This window comes from Paenibacillus tritici (assembly GCF_018207515.1).
In the GTDB taxonomy this organism is placed as follows: Bacteria; Bacillota; Bacilli; order Paenibacillales; family Paenibacillaceae; genus Paenibacillus_AQ; species Paenibacillus_AQ tritici.
Window position 1 is genome coordinate 684,944 of record NZ_CP073365.1, and the last position, 20,856, is coordinate 705,799.

Genomic DNA, 20,856 nt, shown 5'->3' on the forward strand with positions numbered 1-20,856 from the left:
GGAAGGAGAGAGAAGCATGGGGTTTCAATCAGAATTCAATTCGGTGTGCAAATTCAAGAATGAGCAGGAGCTGTACGAACTGCTGGAGTACGGACGTACCAAAATGGTGAAGCAGGGCTTCCGCGTCTATCCGACCGGCCAGAAGGTCATCGCTTACAATCCGCAGAATGTCGCGGTGGCGATTGTCAAAATTTCCGCTTCGATTGCAGAAATAAATTTTCAGGGCAATGAGGTTACGGCTGTGGAAATGGATCTGGTACGTAAGCTGAATGAGGAAGAGTCGCGGGTACAGACGGCCCTTGCCTACGAGATGTTCTTCGGGGAAGAGGGATGATTGTCCGCTTCGGCTATGTTGCCATGTCTACGGTGATCCCGGACTGCTCCCCCTCCAAGACCATGACTATGGCAAGCTTCAGTAAGCTGGATGACCGGGAAGCCGGACTCCGCAGGCTGGAATCCATCGCCCGGGTGAATCTTCACAATACGCTCCGTCTGCTGAAGCATAATGTCGGATCGGATATCAAGGTCTACCGGCTTACCTCCAAGCTGGTCCCGCTGGCGACACATCCTGATCTCGCGGACTGGAATCCGTTGTCTTCACTTGCAGAGGAATTTGCTGAGGTGGGTGCCTATGTGAAAAAGCACGGGTTGCGGGTCAGCTTCCATCCGGATCATTTCACGGTGCTGAGCACTCCGCGGCCGGAGGTCCTGGCCAGCTCGGTCCGCGATCTGCAGCATCATGCGGATATGCTTGAAGCCATGGGTCTGCCGGCGACAGCTAAGAGCAATATCCATATTGGCGGTGCTTACGGGGACAAGCCGTTGTCTGCGGCACGCTTTTGTGAGCAATGCTCGGTGTTGCCACTGGCACTCAGAGAGCGAATGACACTGGAGAACGATGACAAGACGTTCAACGCTGTGGAGACACTGGAGGTCTGCCGCAGGCTGGGACTGCCGATGGTGCTGGATATTCATCATCAGTGGGTCAACAATGACGGCGAACTTCCCTGGGAGCTCTGGCCGGAGATCCGCAAGACATGGACAAGCCCTCTGGCCCTGAAGGATGTTCTGCCCGGTGAACACCTGCCGCCGAAGATTCATGTGTCCAGCCCGCGCAGCCCGTCTGATCCCCGCAGTCATGCCGATGGCGTGGAGCCTGCACCGCTGGTAGCCTTCCTGAAGCGGATTGCTGCCGATACTCCGGCTGTCGATGTCATGATAGAGGCGAAGCTCAAGGATGGTGCCTTGTTTGGTCTGATGGAGGAGATGAAGGGACTGGCTGAGGGCGGGAATGGAATTATGGTACTAAATGGAGCCAGCGTGAATATAGAACCATAACTGGCAAAAAACATGCCGGTTAGGCCTTGTAACGGCCTCAGTCATGACTTGATAAGTATGCTGAAATGAGGTACGTTGGAAGAAAGTTGAGCAGTCAATGTTCCAAGGCCAGAGATAGTGGTGTCCTGCTGATACACCGTTCCATGGGAGAACGATCATGCTCAAAGAAAGCGGAGTGAAGAGATGAGTCCTGTAAGTCCTGATAACCGAAATGAACGGGAGCCCTATGTAGTTACAAGCAAGGGACATACGGCGGCAGCCATCAATGCTGCAGCCAAAGCGGGGGAATGGATCAAGAGCAGACAAGGCCAGGTGAAGGAGCTGGGCAGCAAGACCTCTGCCCAGGATCTGGTTACGGAGGTCGATAAAGGTGTGGAGCAAATGATCCGCAGGCTGATCCTGACCCATTATCCCGACCATGCCATCCTTGGCGAGGAGGGAGTTCCTCCCGGAGCGGATGCACTGACTGCCGCCCTGGATGAAGCACGTGAACATGATTATCTGTGGATTGTCGATCCGATTGATGGAACAACCAACTTCGTGCACGGCTTCCCATTCTATTGTGTTTCGATTGCCCTGGTGGTCAAGGGCGAGCTTACGGTTGGCGTTATTTATGATCCTACCCGGGACGAGATGTTCGTGGCCGAGAAGGGTAAGGGCGCGTATATGCACGGGATTCCAACAGCCGTATCGGCTGAGACGCTGCCGGGAAGCAGCCTTATTGCTATGGGCTTCCCGCCGGACCGGGTACTGGCCCAGCCGGCCAATATGGCCGGGCTGCAGCAGATTCTGCCGCAGGTCCGCGGTATCCGCGCCGGCGGCTCGGCCGCACTGCATCTGGCTTATGTTGCTGCCGGGCGTGTGGACGGGTACTTTGAAGTCGGGCTGAGTCCTTGGGACTGTGCAGCAGGGGTGCTGCTGGTGCTGGAGTCAGGCGGTAAGGTGACGGATACACAGGGTAATCCCTACGATATCAGTACACGCCATGTAGTGGCGAGCAATGGACGAATCCATGATTATCTGGTATCTTCCCTGCAAGCAGCGGATGCTACAGGCTTCAAGAAGCAGTAGGAGGGCTTGAATGGTCATGAACGAGAATGAAGATCTGGAGCGCAGACTGAGTGACCTTCTGGTGGAAGGCGAGATGGAGCAACAGGACCGGCAGGCCAAGGAGCTCACTCAGATTTCGCCCAAGTATGAGATCCGGATACAGACTACACTCGATCCGATAGTTGAAGAAACACTTCGTTACCGCAAAATAGCCTATGAGCTGGATGACCGGTATGATAAATATTTGAAGCGTTCAGAGAAAACCGGCGGTCCGCCTAACACTGGCGGCCAGAAGAAGTCTACAGATTCCGGCAGCGCAGAGTCATAGGCTGCTGACAGTATTTTCAGGAGCGGTTTCCCGGACGAGCGGGAAACCGCTCTTTTGCGCAAATAGAAGCATGTATATGCTGCACACGATAACGGCAAAGCCGTTTCCACTTGAGCGGGGCGGATGTTAGAATGGAATTATACTATTGTAGGGGGAATACGATGCTGAAGACATGGAGAAAATTCATATCAGCTACTGCTGGCGGACTGCTGTTGTTCACCGTATTAAGCAGTGTGCAGGCGGGTCCGGCAGATGCTGCAGCAGCAGCCGCTGTGCAAGGCCCGGAGGAGGATGTCTTTCGCATCGTGGCGCTTGGAGATTCCATTACTGCCGGGTATGAGCCGGGGATGACCGATCCCGGTGTGAAGCCGTACGGGTATGCCGAGAGACTACTGGAGCAGGGCTGGTATCACGGCAGAAGTGAACTGAGTAACTACGGCATATTGGGCCTTAAGACAGCGGGCTTGCTCCAGTATACCGGGGCCATCAAAGACGGCACGGCCGTTACAGCAGAAGCCATTCAGCCCGGGCTGCCTGATCCGCGCATTGCCCAGTTCGCTGCGCTGACGCCGCAGATTAGAACGGAGCTTGCGGCGGCGGATCTGATTACGATCACTATTGGCGGCAATGATGTCAGCAGTCTGTTCCTGAACTACAAAACGCTTGCAGATGGCGAATTCGCTTCCCAGCTGGCGGAGCGTCTGGCGGAATACAGCAGCAATGTGACAGCGGTGCTGGGGAATATCCGGGCCGTGAATCCGCTGGCAACGATTATACTGGCCGATCAATATCAGCCTGCTCCGAGAATTGCCCTGGGGGCTTCGTATGACAAGCTGATGGCTGCGGCAGCGCAGTTCACTATAGCAGCCGATAATATTGCGGCTACGCTGAACCAAGCGGGTGCGCCGGTGAAGGTAGCTCATGTGGCTGCAAAGTTCGCTGGTGTAGAGGGATCACTTACCCACATTATCGGGGCAGGAGCGGCTGATTTCCATCCGACGCAGCTTGGATATGAACGGATTGCCGCTGTATTCTCTGAACTGCAATGGGGGGCTTACCGCACGCCTGCGGTTACTGCGCTGACTTCAGAGGCTGCGCCGATGTCAATCGTCGTGAAGGGAACGGAGCTTAATACTCCGAACAAGCCCATTCTAAAGAACGGGCAGAATTTCCTGGCACTGAAGGACATTCTGAATGCGGTCGGGGCGACCGGTAAATGGGATAACCATACCGCCAGTGCCACTGTTATTTATGGCGGAAGAACGGTAGTCATTACCATCGGCTCGAAGACCATCAAGGTGAACGGTGCGGATGTGGCGATTGATACACCGGCTTTTCTGCAAAAGGTCGGCAAAGAGGATAAAACCTATCTCCCGCTTGCCGCGCTCGCTACCGGACTTGGGTTCGATGTGAATTACAGCGGCAAGCTGCGGACAGCCTTCATTAATCCATAATCCCGCATAGTCTAGTAATAGTGAATAATCAAATCAGGCCCGTATGGAAAAGGTGGATGAACATAGTTGTCTAGTACAAAGTATAATGCTGAATATATCATCACGATGGATGATATCGTGCGTGAAGGCGACCCTGTACTCCGTGCTGTCACGGAACCCGTGCCGGTGCCGCTGCAAGAGGAGGACCGCGGAGCGCTGCAGAGCATGATGCAGTTCCTGAAGAACAGCCAGGATGCAGAGATGTCCGCCAAGTATAAGCTGCGTTCCGGGGTAGGCTTATCCGCGAATCAGATCGGATTGTCGAAGCGGATGTTTGTCATGTATCTGAAGGATGATAATGGTAAAAATGTGGAGTACACCTGGGTGAATCCCAAGATCATCAGCCACTCTATGGCGATGGTCTATCTGCCGGAGAGCGAGGGCTGCCTGTCCGTGGACCGGCCGGTGCATGGGTTTGTACCGCGTTATGAGTCGGTGAAGGTACGGGGCTTCGATCTGAACGGCCAGGTCATTACCCAGAAGTTCAAGGGTTATCAGGCGATTATCATCCAGCATGAGATGGACCATCTGGACGGGATGATGTTCTACGACCGGATCAATCAGCAGAACCCGTTCAAGCTTCCGCAGGATGTGGAGATCCGCAGCCTGTATGAGCAGAAGGGGCAGTAGCGGCGGGGATTCATGTAAAGAGGGGAAGTAACAGTGGACGCTAAGAATTTCAATACTAAGGCTGGAGGGTACAGATTTCTCTCTGGTGAGAAACATTAACGTATTGGGACAGCCCTTTGTTTTGGAGTAATATCAACGTGAGCACTTGGTTGGACGCTGCGCGAACGGACCGGTGTTCCAATCGCTGTGCTCTCCAGATTTTTTTCATTCCCCTTAGCGGTGAAAATCCGGAGACCAAGGCGACCGCTGCCGCTTTTCCGCGGGTCGTTCCGTCCTCTCCGCTGTTTAAGCGGGAAAAGTTTCTTCAAATCTTTATCTAAAATCACAAAAAGAAACCGTCCTTTGGTAAAGTGGAGTTACCACACAACCATTTCAAAGGAGAGGTTTCTTTTGTACATTCAATAGTCCATGGACCCACAATGGACCTGGAAGACTCCATCTTTGACGCTGCCTATCCCGGCGGCGTGACAGCTACCACCCCAAAAATGCTCACCAAAGTCATTATCTACGCTTACATTCAGCGAATCTATTCGTCTCGCCAAATCGCCAAAGCGGTGGGAGAAAATTCCCTTTATGTGGCTAACCGGACAGCAGCGACCCGACCTTCGCCCGCTTAATCCATAAGAAACTTGAAGGATTCTCTAACTATAGTATTACAAAATGAGTAAAAATTGGTATAATACCGAGGTGAGATCAACTTGGAAAATATAACCTTAAAAGGAGCTTTAATTCGTGAAGAGGAAAAAGATAGTATCGCTTTTACTGGCTGGAGTTGTTGCTGGTTCCATTGTAGTGGCATCCACTACAATGGCAGAAAAGGGTGTTGCTCAAACTCCAATGGATGCCGCAACTAGCTATTTTGATGCTTACATCGCTAAGGATGCAGAGGGAATGATGTTTTATTCAAAAGATACAAACTATCTGGATGAGAAAAGTCGTGAAGAAGGGTATATAAAAGATTTTAAAACAAATCCTACTACAGGATATGAAATTGTGGAAAGCAAACAGATCAACAGTAGTGAAGTTCAACTTTATGTAGTTCAAAAGTATGCAGGACAAAGCTATGAACAGTCACCACCACTGCCGTTTACAGTTTTTAAAAGCGAAAATGGATGGAAGGTTATGGTAGAACCATTAGAAATCAACACAGTGACAGGTGAAGTCACCAAAGGTACGCCGATTCACGCTATGCAATTTATGGATTAAAATCAGAAATGAACCCCTTCCGCTAAAGAAGGGGTTCATTCTATGTTCACTTGATGCGTTGCTATTACTTCCTGCTTATTACTGCTTCAGCAGCCATTGCCGCAAACGAAGCTTCAGCCGCCTCCAGTGTAATGTCGATGTCAGCGTCCGTGTGGGCGGTGGTCAGGAACCAGGCCTCATATTTGGAAGGCGCCAGATTAATGCCGCGGTTCAGCATATGGCGGAAGAAGCTGGCGAACAGCTCACCATCGGTATCCTGGGCCTCCTCATAGTTGGTGATCTGATGGCTGCAGAAATGCGTAGAGAATGCGCCGCGGATCCGGTTGATGGTGAGCGGAATGCCGTGACGGCCAGCGGATGCCTGCAGTCCTTCGGTCAGGCGGATCGCCAGCCGCTCCATCTCGACATAGACGCCGTCTGCGCTCAGCACCTCAAGACAGGCAATCCCTGCCGAGATGGAGGCAGGGTTACCGGCCATAGTACCGGCCTGATAAGCCGGACCGAGCGGAGCGACCTGCTCCATGACATGCTTACGTCCGCCATAGGCGCCGATCGGCAGCCCGCCGCCGATGATTTTGCCCAGGGCTGTCAGATCGGGAATGATATCCTCGTGGTTGGCCAAGCCTGCATAGGTCTGGGTGGAGCCGTAATGGAAACGGAAGGCGGTAATGACCTCATCATAAATGACAAGGGAGCCGTTCTCATGCGTCAGCCTGCACAGGCCTTCAAGGAAGCCCGGATGCGGCATGACCATGCCGAAGTTGCCGACAATCGGTTCGACCATAACGGCGGCCACATCCTTGCCCCATGTCTCCAGCGCTTCACGCAAGGCATCCAGATCATTGAAGGGAACAGTGATGACTTCCTGGGCGATGCTGGCCGGAACGCCTGCGCTGTCCGGGATACCCAGCGTCGATGGTCCTGAACCTGCGGCTACAAGCACAAGGTCCGAATGGCCGTGGTAGCAGCCGGCGAACTTGATGATCTTGCTGCGCTTCGTGTAGGCGCGGGCCACACGGATTGTAGTCATTACGGCTTCTGTACCGGAGTTGACAAAGCGCACCTTGTCCATTGAGGGAATAGCTTCCTTCAGCATTCTGGCCAGCTTGATTTCAAGCTGTGTCGGCGTTCCATAGAGCAGTCCGTTCTGTGCAGCCTCGGTAATAGCGGCGGTGATATGCGGGTGGGCATGTCCGGTAATGATCGGGCCATAGGCGGCCAGATAATCTATATATTCATTGCCGTCCTCATCCCAAAAGCGGGAGCCCCCGGCACGCTTCATGAAGACGGGGGCTCCTCCGCCCACGGCCTTGAAGGAACGGGAGGGGCTGTTGACGCCTCCGACGATATGCTGTAGAGCTTCCTCGTATAGATGTTCTGATGTACTGCGGTTCATAGTTAATGTTCCTTTCCTCTGTCTCCGCGCAAGGGAAAGGGCGAACAGGCGGCTAATTCCCGCTGTCCGCCCGCCCCGTGTGCCAAGCATGGTTATATGGTATTCTATTTACTTCCTGGTGTAGCGGAAGGACTGCTGCCCGGTGAAGCCTCTGCGTCAGGAGCTGGAGTCGGAGTCGGGTCCGGGGCAGTGAGGGTATCCTGCACGAAGGCCTTCAGATCTCTCTCGCTGCTGAAGCCGATGACCTGGGAGCCATCCTTGGTCGTCTTTTCTCTGATCAGGTGCATTGGCGGGATCTGCGCACTGCCGCCCATAGAGCTGTCGTAGCCTAAGGCTCCCAGCTTCAACATATCGCTTACGACAATATTGGTATCAATATAAGGCGTAACCTCGGAGAGGATAGTCGGCAGCTTAACAATGGAAGTGGTGCTGATTACCTTATCTGCCACAGCCTTGAGGAACCCGCGCTGGCGTTCCGTCCGGGTGAAGTCGGAGGTGGCGTCATGGCGGAAACGCACATACTGCAGAGCCATTTTGCCGTCCAGGTGCTGGAAGCCTTTTTTGAGATTAATATCGAACTCAGGCCCGTCAGCCTTGGTGGTATAACGCATGTCCTTCTCGACCTCATAGTCAACACCGCCCACGGCATCCACCAGCTTCATGAAGCCCTGGAAATCGGTATAGACATAATATTGAATCGGGATGCCGAGCAGGTCACTGACCGTCTGCATCGCCGTATTGGGTCCATAGGTAATGGCGGCATTGATCCGCTGTGAACCGTGGTCAGGTATAGGAACAAAAGTATCGCGGAGAATGGAGAATACATAGAATTTCTTCTTCACCGGATCAAGTGAGGCCACCAGCATCGTATCCGAGCGCGGAACCTCGCCCTTCTTCACGCCGCGTGCATCCACGCCCATCAGCAGGATATTCACAGGCTCTGTGCCTTCCCATTGGGGAGGTGGAACCGCTTCTGCCGAGGCTGTCGGTACATTTGCCCACGGAGAATCTTCACCTGTCTTATGCATGTTGTCGAGCTGATTGTAGATGGAGGTGAAATAATAGACCAGACCTCCGATAATTAGAAGGAGGATGATTGCCAGCGTCCAGAGCAGCGTTTTTTTCTTTGACTTGCCGGCCTTTGCGTGCCGGTTCTTTCTTGGCGGCATTTCGTTCGTCCTTTCCGATTCACATTGTCTACATTATAATTTCTTTTGGGAAGACACGCAATTTCCGAATTATGATCCCTACCTATGAGGAGTGAACAATACATGAATATCACTATTGGTCAAAAGGTTCCAGATTTCACACTTCCGGCTTCCACAGGGGAAGAGATCCGCTTAAGCCAGTACCTCGGCAAGAAAGTGCTGCTCTATTTCTATCCCAAAAATATGACGCCCGCCTGCACGCAGGAAGCCTGCGATTTCCGGGATGCCCATGATACCCTTGCCGCGAGCGGGGCGGTTGTCCTTGGCATCAGCTCCGATAATCTGGCCTCGCACGGCAAATTTATTACGAAGCACCAGTTGCCTTTTCCGCTATTGTCCGATGAGGAGCATAAGGTAAGTGAACTGTTCGGAGTATGGCAGCTGAAGAAGCTCTACGGCAAGGAATTTATGGGAATCGTGCGCTCCACTTTTCTGATTGATGAAGAAGGAATTCTGAGAGCGGAGTGGAGAAAGGTCAGGGTGAAGGGCCATGTGGAGGCCGCATTGGAACAAATCGTGAAATAATTAGTATGCTGGGAATTAATTGTATTTGTCTGTTACATTTTTAACAGCTTTAGCCAGGCGCACTCGTGATATAGTTGCCTCATATTACTTCAAATTTGGAGCAAGGTATGGGGGATGGCATGAAGATACTGCGTATTGGGCTTGACGTCGGATCAACTACGGCCAAATTGGTTGTTATGGAACGGAATACAATTATTCATCAGGATTATGTACGTCATTTCAGCGATATCAAAAAAGCGGCGATCGCCCTCCTGTCGGCTGTACAGCAGCGGTTCCCCGATAGTGAAGCCTCACTCACAGTAAGCGGTTCCTCCGGGTTGTCCTTATCCAAGCTCGGGGGGATTCCGTTTGTCCAGGAGGTTATTGCCTGTACCCGGGCGATCAGCGAACGGATTCCGCAGTGTGATACTGCCATTGAGCTGGGCGGGGAAGATGCCAAAATAATCTATCTTAGCGGCGGTATTGAGCAGCGGATGAACACCGCCTGCGCTGGCGGCACCGGAGCCTTCATTGATCAGATGGCCTCGCTGCTGCAGACCGATCCCGGCGGGCTCAATGAGCTTGCAGTGAAGCATGAGCGGATCTATCCGATCGCTTCGCGCTGCGGGGTGTTTGCCAAAAGCGATGTGCAGCCGCTGCTGAATGAAGGGGCAAGGCGCGAGGATGTGGCGGCTTCGATCTTCCAGAGCATTGTGAACCAGACGATCAGCGGCCTGGCCTGCGGACGGCCGATTCGCGGCCGGGTGGCTCTGCTGGGCGGACCGCTGACCTTCTTGTCTGCCCTCCGTGACCGGTTCACGGAGACACTGGGTCTTAAGGAAGAAGATGTGCTCTTCCCGGAGCACTCACAATATTTCGTTGCCATCGGTTCGGCGCTTGCGCAGTCTGATCCCGTATTCCTGCCGCTGCCTGACTGGATCACACGGATTACAGCCGTGGACTTCTCGCAGGACCGTGCGGAGGATGCCGAGCTGGCGCCGCTGTTCGGAACACCGGAGGATCTGGCCCGGTTCAGACTCCGCCATGGTAACGCCAAGGCACCCCGATCGGAGCTGTCTGCCCACAAGGGACCTCTCTATCTCGGTATTGATGCTGGATCTACCACGACCAAACTGGTGGTTACCGGAGCGGCGGATGAGATTCTGCATACCTTCTACGGGAGTAACAAAGGCAACCCGCTGCAATCGGTTACGGAGGCGCTGAAGGAGATTTACCGGCTGCTTCCTTCCGGCTGCTATATAGCGGGAGCTTACGCTACCGGTTATGGTGAGGGGTTAGTCAAGGCCGCACTGCGGATGGACGGCGGAGAAGTGGAGACCGTAGCCCATTACAAGGCGGCGTCCAAATTCATGCCCGAGGTCGACTTTATCCTCGATATCGGCGGCCAGGATATGAAGTGCATCAAGATTCGCGGAGGAGCCATCGACAGCCTGATGCTCAACGAAGCCTGCTCGGCAGGCTGCGGGTCCTTCCTGGAGAGCTTCGCTTCTGCGCTGGAGCTTGGCATCGAGGAGTTCGCCGCAGCGGCACTCGAATCCGCGAAGCCGGTGAATCTCGGTTCACGCTGTACCGTGTTCATGAATTCCAAGGTGAAGCAGGTTCAGAAGGAAGGGGCGTCGCTGGCCGATCTCTCGGCCGGACTCGCCTACTCTGTGATTAAGAATGCGCTGCAGAAGGTCATCAAGATCCGTAATCCCGAGGATTTGGGCCGGAATATCATAGTCCAGGGCGGCACCTTCTATAATGAAGCTGTCCTGCGGGCTTTTGAGCTGCTGACTGGAAGAACGGTGGTAAGACCCGATATCGCCGGTGTGATGGGCGCGTATGGCTGTGCCCTGATGGCCAGAGAACAGGCTAAGGCCCAAGGTGTCAGCTCTATACTGGGACCGGAGGAGCTGGATACCTTCCGGTATTCGGTTGCCCCCGGCCGCTGCAGCCGCTGCGCCAACAACTGTGCGCTGACGATCAGCCGCTTCCCGGACAAGAGCTTTCATGTGACGGGTAACCGCTGTGAACGCGGGGCGGGCGGCAAGAAAGAGAAGAACACACTGCCGAATCTGATGCAATTTAAATATGAGAGATTCTTCGCTTATGAAGGATTGCCTGAAGCGGCGGCAATGCGGGGGACGGTTGGAATTCCTCGTACCATGAATATGTTCGAGAATTACCCGTTCTGGCACACCTTCTTCACCTCGCTGCGCTACCGGACGGTGCTGTCTCCGAAGTCCAGCAAGAAGCTGTATGAGAGCGGCATGGACACGATTCCTTCGGAGTCGATCTGCTATCCGGCGAAGATGGCTCACGGGCATGTGCAGAGTCTGATCGGCCAAGGCGTGGACTTCATTTTTTATCCGGCAGTCGTATATGAGAAGAAGGAAGATGATGCGGCCCAGAATCATTTCAATTGTCCGGTAGTGGCTTCCTATCCAGAGGTGATCCGCAATAACATGGACGGCTTGAAGGAGCAGGGGGTTCCCCTGGTCAGCCCGTTCCTGACCTTCGATGATATCCCGGCGTTGACCCGGGTGCTGGCAAGAACATTTGCGGAGGTGCCCAAGGAAGAGATTGCTGCTGCTGTCCAGGCCGGACTGGCGGAAGCCGATCAGGCGAAGAACGATGTGCGCACCAAGGGCGAAGAGACACTTGTCTTCCTCTCGGAGACAGGGACGAAGGGCATCCTGCTGTGCGGGCATCCCTATCATGCAGACCCTGAGATTAACCACGGCATTGCCGAGATGATCACCGGTATGGGGCTTGCGGTGCTGACCGAGGATTCGATCTGCCATCTGGACCGCAGTGAGGGCGACGTTGGGGTAGTGAACCAGTGGACCTACCATGCACGGATGTACCGTGCCGCCCGGCTGACAGCAGGAAGAGACGACCTGGAGCTGGTCCAGCTCACCTCCTTCGGCTGCGGGATTGATGCGATTACCTGCGATGCCGTCCAGGAGATTATGGAACGCCACAACAAGGTCTATACCTTGATCAAAATAGATGAGATCAGCAATCTGGGAGCCGCGCGGATTCGCCTGCGTTCCTTGCAGGCGGCGATGCGTGAGCGTGAGAAGGGCGAAGTGAAGCCGCAGCTGCTCTACAAGACACAAGTGAATGTGCCGTTCACGAAGGAAATGAAGGATACCTATACCATTCTGGCTCCACAGATGTCGCCGGTTCATTTCGAGCTGTTCGAACGGGTTTTCCGCGATGCGGGGTACCGCTTGAAGATTCTGGAATCAACCGGCCCGCAGGAGACGGAGGAGGGTCTCCGGTACGTCAATAATGATGCGTGTTATCCGGCGATTGTAACGATCGGGCAGATGCTGTCGGCACTGAAAAGCGGAGATTATGATCCTGACCGGACCGCTGTAATTATGTCGCAGACCGGCGGCGGCTGCCGGGCAACCAATTATATCTCCCTGCTGCGCAAGGCGCTGAAGGATTCGAATCTGGAGCAGATTCCGGTGATTTCCCTGAATGCCTCCGGCATGGAGAACCAGCCTGGCTTCCGCATCAGCCTGAAGCTGGCGAACCGCCTGATCGCTGCCGCCTGTTACGGTGATCTGATGATGCGCCTGCTGCACCGCTTCAGACCGTATGAGGCTGTCCCGGGAAGTGCAGAGGCCTTATTCCGCCAGGGGATGGAGCGCTGCAAGAACAGCCTGTCGAACTTCTCATTCCGGGAGTATAAGCGGCTGACCCGTGAGATTGTTGCAGAGTTCTCCCGGCTGGCAGTCCTCCCGGCGGTTAAGCCCAGGGTGGGCATTGTCGGGGAGATTCTGATCAAATTCCACCCGGATGCCAATAACCGTATCATCGACATGATCGAGGCAGAGGGCGGAGAGGCCGTCATGCCTGATTTCCTGGACTTCATATTCTATTGTGTCTACAATCCGATCTACAAGGCCGAGCAATTCGGCAAAAGCAAACGGCTGGGATATATTAATCCCATGCTGATCTCTTATCTGGAGATCTACCGTAAGCCGGTCAAGGTGGCGCTGGAGCAGGCCGGACTGTCCAAAGGCCGGGAGAATATATACGGACTGGCCGAGAAGGCCAGCCGGCTTGTGTCTGTCGGTAACCAGATGGGCGAAGGCTGGTTCCTGACGGCGGAAATGATGGATCTCCTGGATAACGGCGTGAATAATATTGCCTGCATTCAGCCGTTCGCTTGCCTGCCGAACCATATTACCGGACGCGGGATGATCAAAGGACTGAAGGAGCTGTACCCGGGCGCGAATATAGTCGCCATTGATTATGATGCCGGAGTCAGCGTCGTGAACCAGGCGAACCGCATCAAGCTGATGATGTCGATTGCCAGCGGCCTTGCGGGCGGTAAGCAGCCGTCAGCGGACGAGGCTGCGCAGCTGGCGCCGACGTTAACTGGCACTGTAGGCTGCCACGTATAGAACCGGCAGCCTGCGAACAAGCAGCCTGTAAATATAAAGCGGACCGGAATATCTCCGGCCCGCTTTTTTTCTTAGGATAGGGACAAGCTCAGTCGGGCTCGGGATGATAACAGGTGGATTTTCTCCAACTGCTGGTTCACGTTTGAACACTCCTAGACCAGCAAGTGGATAAACAACACTTAAATTCGGCCCTTTCACCCATAGTAGCGATAATGGACATAAATAGATGCTGTTTCTCCACTTGCTTCAGTTTAGCCCTCGCATATAGACAAATTAGACTACAATTATCCACTTGCTTATAGTAGAAAGCAGTACCTTCGCAGGTTTACCTCGACATTTCCTCTTTCTATAGTCTTGTTTTCAGAAATTTTCTGCAAAATGTCATTGACGAATAAATAGGTAGATAGTAAAATAGTTCGTATGCGAAGTATTATTGTGTAATATACTACTTGGAGGGATGAGGGTTGGAGGAAAAAGAAAAGCAGTTGGATGATATTCTGTCCTCATTCCGCTGCATCAACCATAATTTCCAGCAGCTGTTGTGGAAGGACGCGGAAGAGCTGAAGATAACATCCACCCAGCTGATGGTATTGCGCAAGCTGTCGGCACATCCCGATATCGGGATCACGGAGCTTGCAGACCTGCTGCATCTGGGCAACAGCGCGGCAAGCGGAGTGGTCGACCGGATGGTGAAGGCGGGACTGATTACCAGAGAACGCTCGCAGAGCGACAGACGTATATTCAAGCTGGCAATGACAGAGAAGGGCAAGGAAATCCGCGAGTTAAGCAAACAATCGCTGCGCAGATATCTGCAGCCGCTGGCTAATATATCTGCAGAAGATGCCGGGGAACTGCTGCGGCTGCACGGTGAAATTATCCGAATTCTAGAACAAGGGAGAGACAACAAGAAGCTATGAGTACAATTACTGCTGATAATGCAGCGTCCAAGACGTTCCGCAGAGGTCCGATTATCGCTGCGCTCCTGATCGGCGCCTTCGTGGCGTTATTGAATCAGACACTGATGAATGTGGCGCTGCCCAAAATGATGGAGGATCTGAATATCCTCGCCAATACGGCCCAATGGCTGACGACAGGCTTCATGCTGGTTAACGGTGTGCTGGTGCCGATCAGCGCTTATCTGGTGGAGAAATTTACGACCCGCCAGCTGTTTACAACCGCGATGATGTTATTTTCTATAGGTACACTGGTATGTGCCATCGGCACAGGCTTTGAGATGATTATGGTCGGCAGAGTGATTCAGGCTGTAGGTGCCGGGATTCTGATGCCGCTGATGAACATTGTGTTCCTGCGTATCTTCCCGATTGAAGAACGCGGCAAGGCCATGGGACTTATGGCGGTTGCGATGATTTTTGCTCCGGCAGTCGGACCTACCTTGTCCGGTTGGGTCGTGCAGAACTATTCCTGGCGCGTGCTGTTCTACATTGTGCTTCCGCTGGCGATCTTCTCGATGCTGCTCGGCATGAAGACGATGCAGAACGTAGGTAAACTGACCTCTCCGAAGCTGGATAAGCCGGGTGTAATCTTCTCGACCCTGGGCTTCGGCGGCTTGCTGTACGGCTTCAGTGATGCCGGAACGGACGGCTGGGGCAGCACGACCGTAATCCTCTGTCTGATCCTGGGGGTTGTCTCCCTTGGGCTGTTCGTATGGCGGGAGCTTACAGCGGATAAGCCGCTGCTTGAATTCCGCATTTTCCGTTACAACATGTATTCCCTGACTACTGTCATTAATATTATCGTCACCATGGCTATGTATGCAGGGATGATCCTGCTGCCGATCTATCTGCAGACCATCCGCGGCTTCACACCGATGGAATCCGGGCTGATGCTGCTCCCCGGCGCCATTCTGATGGGGATTATGTCACCGATCACCGGGATTATATTCGATAAAATCGGGGCCAGATGGCTGGCGGTTATCGGGCTTGCCATCACTGCTGTTACGACCTGGGAATTCAGCCAGATCAGCAGCACCACAACGTACACCCATCTGATCCTGACCTATACGGCGCGGATGTTCGGAATGTCCATGCTGATGATGCCCATCGTAACGGCTGGTCTCAACCAATTGCCGCAGCGTCTGGCCTCACATGGTACGGCAATGTCCAATACCCTGCGGACTGTAGGGGGCGCACTGGGGATGGCCCTGTTCGTCAGTCTGATGACCAACCGTACGAAGAGTAATATTACCGATGCACTGGTAAGCGGGGCGGTATCGAAGACCGATAAGGCAGCGATGATCAAGCTTACACAGGAAGCCACGATTAACGGGATTACACATGCGTTCACTGTAGCTACCTGGGTGACGGTTCTTGCCCTGGTGCTGGCGTTGTTCATCCGCAAGACCTCGCCGCAGCCGGATTTCCTGAAGACGGAAGAGGCCGCAGAACCGCAGCCTAACCTGGTGAAATCGCAAAGAGCCTAACCATATGATTGTTAAAAAAGACGATCCGCATAAACCGTAACGGTTGCCGGATCGTCTTTTTGTTATGTTCAGCGCGGGCTATCTGGCTGCGGGAGACTGGACGCATATTTAGCAGCAACGCCCTCCGCCAGTTCTCCCAGTCTGCGGCGGATATGCTCCGGTGCAAGAACCTCAAGGACCGGCCCGAAGCTTAGCAGGAAGCCCAGCAGCCAGTCATTCTCGGCATAGCGGACCGTAAGAGTGTATCCGCCGTTATCCTCCGGGTGAAGCTCCTCGGAGTCGAAATACTCTTCGGCAAGATGTCTGCCCTCCGGTGCAAAACGCAGCGTAATCGCCTGCAGATTCTGCGGTTCAGTCCAGCCGTCGGTCCAGGGCAGCTCTTTAAGCGGAATATCCTGGCGGGTGTAGTGCCGCTGCTCCTTCACCAGCGCCTTCATCCGCAGCAGCTTGAAGAGCCGGAAGTCCCGGCGGTCTGTGCAGAAGCCGTATAAGTACCAGGATTGCCCTTTGAGGACCAGCGTATAAGGCTCAATGGTGCGCTGGCTGACCCGTCCTTCAGATGAAATGTATTCAAAGGTAACAACAACTTCCTCCTCCAGCGCTTCTTTTAGCAGGCTAAGACGCTCCTCCAGAGGCCCCATCTGCCCCCATGGGGAGATATCGACGATCATCTGGGTGGTCTTACTGCGGAAGGCCGCTAGCTTGGAAGGGGGGATCACACTGCTGATTTTCTCCAATAACAGGTGGTGGCCCTCGCCGACATAGGAGGAGATACTTTGCAGCGCGCCGAAGATATCGGCCAGCTCACGCTCCGACAGAACATTACGGTCCAGCCGGTAGCCTTCCATGAGGCCGATACCACCCCCGGCCCCCTGATAGGTGACCACGGGAATACCTGCCGTATTAATGCTGTCTACATCGCGGTAGATCGTGCGTACAGACACCTCGAACATATCGGCCAGCTCCTTGGCCTGAATCAGCGGCCGGTTCAGCAGCAGAATGACTATGGAGAGGAGACGGTCTATTTTCACAGACTTGCACCAGCTTTCTTTCAGGTTGATAGTCTAAGCTTAGCAAATTGTTTGAAATAAAGCATTGCTCTCAGTAGTATATTATACTATTATCTAATTAGATATTTATATAATTTAATGAGGGGCTAATGTTATGAGCACAAATGCAGGATTACTGGCGGGACCCAATAAAGGCTATCGAAGGCTGTTTGCAGCCGGGTTAATCAATGGTATCGGCGACCGTTTCAGCAGTATTGCCATGCTGGCCCTGGTGCTTCAGTTGACCGGGTCGGGAATGGCTGTAGGAATATCGCTTGGCGTGCGGGTGCTTCCTTATCTGTTCATGGCACCGCTTGGAGGGTTGCTGGCTGGCAGACTGCCCCGCACAACGATCATGATGGCTGTGGATTTCCTGCGTGTCCCGGTAGCCTTGTCGTTGCTCTGGGTCGACGGGGAGCATATGCTGTGGCTGGTGTATGCCGGCAGCTTTGTGATGGCAGCGGGTGAAGCCATCTATAGTCCGGTGCGCAAATCATCCATCCCGCTGCTGGCAGCGCCGGAGGAATTGCTGCGGATCAACGGCCTGGAACAGCTTTTGAACGGCTGCGTGCTGATTCTTGGCGCCTTCGCCGGAGGGATGGTCTCGCTGTATTTCGGTCCTGATATGGCCTTTGTGATGAATGCTGTGTCGTTCCTGGCGGCCGGACTGCTGATAAGGGGGATTCATTATCCTGAGCAGGACCTTGACGGAAACAGAGGCTGGGAGTCTGCACTACATACTGAAGGCGGAAATTCTACCTTGGGTTTGTCTGTCCAAAGCACACGGCGGCGGGCGCTGCGTACAGTCCTTGGAGGCAGTCTGGCCCTGCAGATTGTGCTGTGTTATGAATTGCTGGTCCCGGTGATCAATGGCTGGGATAATGTGCTGATCAGCGTATATGCGGTGCAGGTATTTCATGCGGGAGACAGCGGGGTGGGGGCGTTCTATGCAGCGCTTGGCATCGGACTCAGCCTGAGTGTCTTTGCCGGACGTTTATTCCGCAAAAGGCTCTTAGCGGTAGCACTGGGCGGTCTGCTGCTCGAGGGCCTTCTGCTCATGATGATTAGTGGCAGCGGTCATTTCGCTACAGCATTTATGCTGTACATTCTGTTATCTTTGGCCGGTGGAACCGGCAATGCCTGTCTGGATACGCTGGTGATGAGGGAGACACCGCCTGCGCTGCAGCCGGCCGTATTCGGCCTGCTGGCGGCAGTAAGCGGTACCTTGCTGGGCCTGTCCATGTTAGGGGCAGGATGGCTGCTTGATGTTGTGGAGCCCAGAATGCTGGGATTCGCGGGCGGGGCGGGTTTTGCTGTGATTGCGCTGTTGCTGGGCGGGTATTACCTGCTTCGCAGCCAATGGAATAAGCGGTACAAGGAGTCCCGGCCTGAATGAGCTGAAAAGAATCAGCGGGTTTTGGAGGTCTCCTTGACCTTAACTTCCACCTTCGTCTCCAGCACAGCCACCGGCTTGCGGCGCAGCAGGCGGAGACGAATGGCGTTCCGGTAACGGTATATGACAATCGCGGCGGCAATGGCCAGGACACCGAGAGCGATCCAAAGGGCGTAGGATTCGATCAGGTGGAAGATGCCCATCCACTGCGGGCCGAAGATTTTGCCGATTCCGAGGAATAAGACTACCCAGAATAAGGCGCCGCTATAGGCGTATATTGCGAATTTTCGGAAGGGCAGGGCGATGATGCCGGCAAAGTAGCCGGTGAAATGGCGCACGCCGGGAATGAAGTAACCGATGGAGATCAGCACACTGCCGTATTTCTCGAACCAGCGTTGAGTCTTTTCCAGCTTGGCCGGAGAGAACATGAACCATTTGCCGTACCGCTGGATAAAAGGCAGTCCTGCCTTGAGTCCGATGAAATAAGTAATCGTCATCCCCACTGTGGTCCCTATGAAGGCTACGATCACCAGCGTGAAGAAATCCAGCCTCCCTGTGTAGGACAGGAATCCGGCGAAGGCCATTGTAGTCTCCCCGGGAAAAGGCAGGGCAATAAATTCGAGCAAAAGCCCGAAGAACAATACGCTATATCCATAGCTTGCAAACAATTCCTGTATCCATTTCAGCATGTCCATAGATTCTTCACTCTCCAAAGGCTGCGCGCCAATTCTAATCTGAAGCTTGTCTTCATACAATCTACCAAATGACGCTACGGCGCCAATAGAATGCTGGAGGTAGAGAAGATGAAGGAATGCCGGGAAAATCCGTTCCGCCGCTTGATCATCCGCGGGTTGCTTGTTATTGCAGTACTATTGTGTCTGGGTGTGTCAGCCTATGGAGAAAAAGGGGATTCCCCTGCTTCACACAGCACGTTCTCCCGGCAGGCAGAAGCAGGCCGTGCGTTATCTCTACTCTATAAGAATAATCCTCCGGCAGGCCCTGTGCAAGATTTGCCCTCTGAGCCCGTCAAGATCACGGGGACAGAAGCGCGTCGCTCACGTATCTCCGGCAGCTCAACTTATGCGAAAGGCGCAGATCATCCAGCTTCCTCCGCTCAACCAATATCCGCAGCTGCCGGGGGAATTGCTCCTGAAGCCGGACACCGCAAGGACAAGCGGGTGGTCTATTTAACCTTTGACGACGGGCCGAGTGCGGTTACTCCCAAGGTGCTTAACATATTGCGGGAGCAGGGAGTCAAGGCTACCTTCTTCGTGCTGGGTGACCAGGCCGCAGGCCGTCCGGAGCTGATCAACGCAATCTGGGAGCAGGGACATGCCATCGGCAATCATACCTATAACCATAATTATCATGATTTATATAGCGGGTTCACGGAATTTTGGCGTCAAATCAAACAAACGGAGGAAACGGTACGGGAGATCACAGGCGTCCGTCCGCAGCTGGTCCGTGCTCCTGGAGGTACCTTTGGCCATTTCGACAATACTTACTTCACTCTGCTGAAGCAGGCAGGCTATGAGGTGATCGACTGGACGGTGGACAGCGGGGATTCCCGCCGACGCGGAGTACCGGCTGCGGAGATTCTACAGGCTTCGGTTGCCGACCTGACCTCCTCCAGCGTGGTGCTGCTGCTGCATGACGGATCGGGCCATGGGCAAAGTGCCGAAGCGCTGCCTGCCATTATTGAACGCTACAAGGCCGCCGGTTATACGTTCGGCATTCTTGGGGCCCAGAGCGATCCGGTACAGTTCAGAGTGTCCTCTAAGGCAGCCGCTCTGAAGCGGGGGAAGCCGTCTCAAGACTGGATATCGGCTAATATTGTTCCGAATGCGCAATTGTTTGCTCCCGGCACAGATCTTGCGCTTGAGATCGGCAGAATGGAGACCAAGCTTAAGCCCGGAGAGTACCGCGTTCAGGACGGGCAATACTATGTTCCCCTCCGCGCTACCGTTGAACGCCTGGGCGGACGGGTGGGCTGGAATGCGGCTACCCGCAGCGGAACGGTAATCTGGAATGGCCGCAGCGTGACGCTCAGCTCAGAGACACAGGAGATTGGAATTCTCCGGCTGGACGGCACGGCAGAGTACCAGGCGGCACAGGTGCAGCTCCTTGGGGAGTCCCTCTGGGTGCCTCTGCGTACTTTGCTTGAGGCGGCAGGACATCCGGGTGCGGAATCTGTTGTGAGTGCAGAGGAACGCAGAGTTAAGGCAGCATAAGCAGGCAAAAAGCGGCCACTTCAATGTCTGGGCATCCTTTTTCATGGGAAGAATAGATAGCAACAGGCTCCTTGGAAGGCGTATCGCCAGTGAGCTAGTCTATGACCATAGGAAGGGTGTCCTCCTTGTCTTCTTCATCATTGATAGATTCGAAGTCACTAGA

General features: G+C 54.0%; 17 protein-coding genes and 1 pseudogene. 14 read left to right on the plus strand and 4 right to left on the minus strand.

The annotated features are described in order from the left end of the window. The first annotated feature begins 16 nt into the window (after positions 1–16). The 8 genes and pseudogenes from KDC22_RS03065 (at position 17) to KDC22_RS03100 (ending at position 6,045) form a co-directional block, all read left to right on the plus strand. Complete coding sequence (locus KDC22_RS03065; protein ID WP_036700056.1) at positions 17–334, plus strand: hypothetical protein; 318 nt, start codon at positions 17–19, stop codon at positions 332–334. After that, positions 331–1,338 carry a UV DNA damage repair endonuclease UvsE gene (uvsE, locus tag KDC22_RS03070; RefSeq protein WP_211722032.1) on the plus strand — a complete coding sequence of 336 codons (1,008 nt, stop codon included), beginning with the start codon at positions 331–333 and terminating at the stop codon, positions 1,336–1,338. The genes KDC22_RS03065 and uvsE overlap by 4 nt, the downstream gene beginning before the upstream one ends. A 183-nt stretch (positions 1,339–1,521) precedes the next feature. Further along, positions 1,522–2,409, plus strand: coding sequence for an inositol monophosphatase family protein (locus KDC22_RS03075; protein ID WP_173139324.1), 888 nt, complete (start codon positions 1,522–1,524; stop codon positions 2,407–2,409). Positions 2,410–2,425: 16 nt separating this feature from the next. Then, positions 2,426–2,716: a hypothetical protein gene (locus tag KDC22_RS03080; protein WP_173139326.1), complete on the plus strand. Its 291-nt coding sequence runs from the start codon at positions 2,426–2,428 to the stop codon at positions 2,714–2,716. A 161-nt stretch (positions 2,717–2,877) separates the two neighbouring features. Further along, positions 2,878–4,170, plus strand: coding sequence for a stalk domain-containing protein (locus KDC22_RS03085; protein ID WP_211722033.1), 1,293 nt, complete (start codon positions 2,878–2,880; stop codon positions 4,168–4,170). A 105-nt stretch (positions 4,171–4,275) separates the two neighbouring features. Further along, positions 4,276–4,839 (plus strand): peptide deformylase, encoded by a 564-nt coding sequence (gene def / locus KDC22_RS03090; protein ID WP_173139414.1) that lies wholly within the window; start codon positions 4,276–4,278, stop codon positions 4,837–4,839. A gap of 350 nt (positions 4,840–5,189) precedes the next feature. Further along, positions 5,190–5,457, plus strand: a pseudogene (locus tag KDC22_RS03095) (transposase); the annotation flags it as partial. Positions 5,458–5,571: 114 nt separating this feature from the next. After that, positions 5,572–6,045, plus strand: coding sequence for a hypothetical protein (locus KDC22_RS03100; protein ID WP_211722034.1), 474 nt, complete (start codon positions 5,572–5,574; stop codon positions 6,043–6,045). Positions 6,046–6,109: 64 nt separating this feature from the next. On the opposite strand, the gene KDC22_RS03105 is transcribed toward KDC22_RS03100, so the two are convergent. Further along, positions 6,110–7,441, minus strand: a complete 1,332-nt coding sequence (locus tag KDC22_RS03105; protein WP_211722035.1) for a glutamate-1-semialdehyde 2,1-aminomutase — start codon at positions 7,439–7,441, stop codon at positions 6,110–6,112. Between the two features lie 104 nt (positions 7,442–7,545). Then, positions 7,546–8,610 carry an LCP family protein gene (locus KDC22_RS03110; protein WP_211722036.1) on the minus strand — a complete coding sequence of 355 codons (1,065 nt, stop codon included), beginning with the start codon at positions 8,608–8,610 and terminating at the stop codon, positions 7,546–7,548. 102 nt (positions 8,611–8,712) lie between these two features. On the opposite strand from KDC22_RS03110, the gene bcp reads away from it, so the two are divergent. From bcp to KDC22_RS03130, 4 genes are all read left to right on the plus strand, one after another. Further along, positions 8,713–9,174: a thioredoxin-dependent thiol peroxidase gene (gene bcp, locus KDC22_RS03115; RefSeq protein ID WP_211722037.1), complete on the plus strand. Its 462-nt coding sequence runs from the start codon at positions 8,713–8,715 to the stop codon at positions 9,172–9,174. A gap of 119 nt (positions 9,175–9,293) precedes the next feature. Next, the gene (locus KDC22_RS03120) at positions 9,294–13,580 is read left to right on the plus strand and encodes a 2-hydroxyacyl-CoA dehydratase (protein ID WP_211722038.1); all 4,287 of its coding nucleotides are present in this window, start codon (positions 9,294–9,296) and stop codon (positions 13,578–13,580) included. A gap of 464 nt (positions 13,581–14,044) precedes the next feature. Further along, complete coding sequence (locus KDC22_RS03125; RefSeq protein WP_173139340.1) at positions 14,045–14,497, plus strand: MarR family winged helix-turn-helix transcriptional regulator; 453 nt, start codon at positions 14,045–14,047, stop codon at positions 14,495–14,497. Continuing rightward, positions 14,494–16,020, plus strand: coding sequence for a DHA2 family efflux MFS transporter permease subunit (locus KDC22_RS03130; protein WP_211722039.1), 1,527 nt, complete (start codon positions 14,494–14,496; stop codon positions 16,018–16,020). The genes KDC22_RS03125 and KDC22_RS03130 overlap by 4 nt, the downstream gene beginning before the upstream one ends. A 68-nt stretch (positions 16,021–16,088) precedes the next feature. Here KDC22_RS03130 and KDC22_RS03135 read toward each other — a convergent pair whose 3' ends face one another. Continuing rightward, positions 16,089–17,051 carry a helix-turn-helix transcriptional regulator gene (locus KDC22_RS03135; RefSeq protein WP_211722040.1) on the minus strand — a complete coding sequence of 321 codons (963 nt, stop codon included), beginning with the start codon at positions 17,049–17,051 and terminating at the stop codon, positions 16,089–16,091. A 133-nt stretch (positions 17,052–17,184) separates the two neighbouring features. On the opposite strand from KDC22_RS03135, the gene KDC22_RS03140 reads away from it, so the two are divergent. After that, positions 17,185–18,465 carry an MFS transporter gene (locus KDC22_RS03140; protein ID WP_211722041.1) on the plus strand — a complete coding sequence of 427 codons (1,281 nt, stop codon included), beginning with the start codon at positions 17,185–17,187 and terminating at the stop codon, positions 18,463–18,465. Positions 18,466–18,476: 11 nt separating this feature from the next. On the opposite strand, the gene KDC22_RS03145 is transcribed toward KDC22_RS03140, so the two are convergent. Next, positions 18,477–19,157: a DedA family protein gene (locus KDC22_RS03145; RefSeq protein WP_173139348.1), complete on the minus strand. Its 681-nt coding sequence runs from the start codon at positions 19,155–19,157 to the stop codon at positions 18,477–18,479. Positions 19,158–19,265: 108 nt separating this feature from the next. On the opposite strand from KDC22_RS03145, the gene KDC22_RS03150 reads away from it, so the two are divergent. Beyond that, the gene (locus KDC22_RS03150; RefSeq protein ID WP_211722042.1) at positions 19,266–20,693 is read left to right on the plus strand and encodes a polysaccharide deacetylase family protein; all 1,428 of its coding nucleotides are present in this window, start codon (positions 19,266–19,268) and stop codon (positions 20,691–20,693) included. The last annotated feature ends 163 nt before the right edge of the window (positions 20,694–20,856 follow it).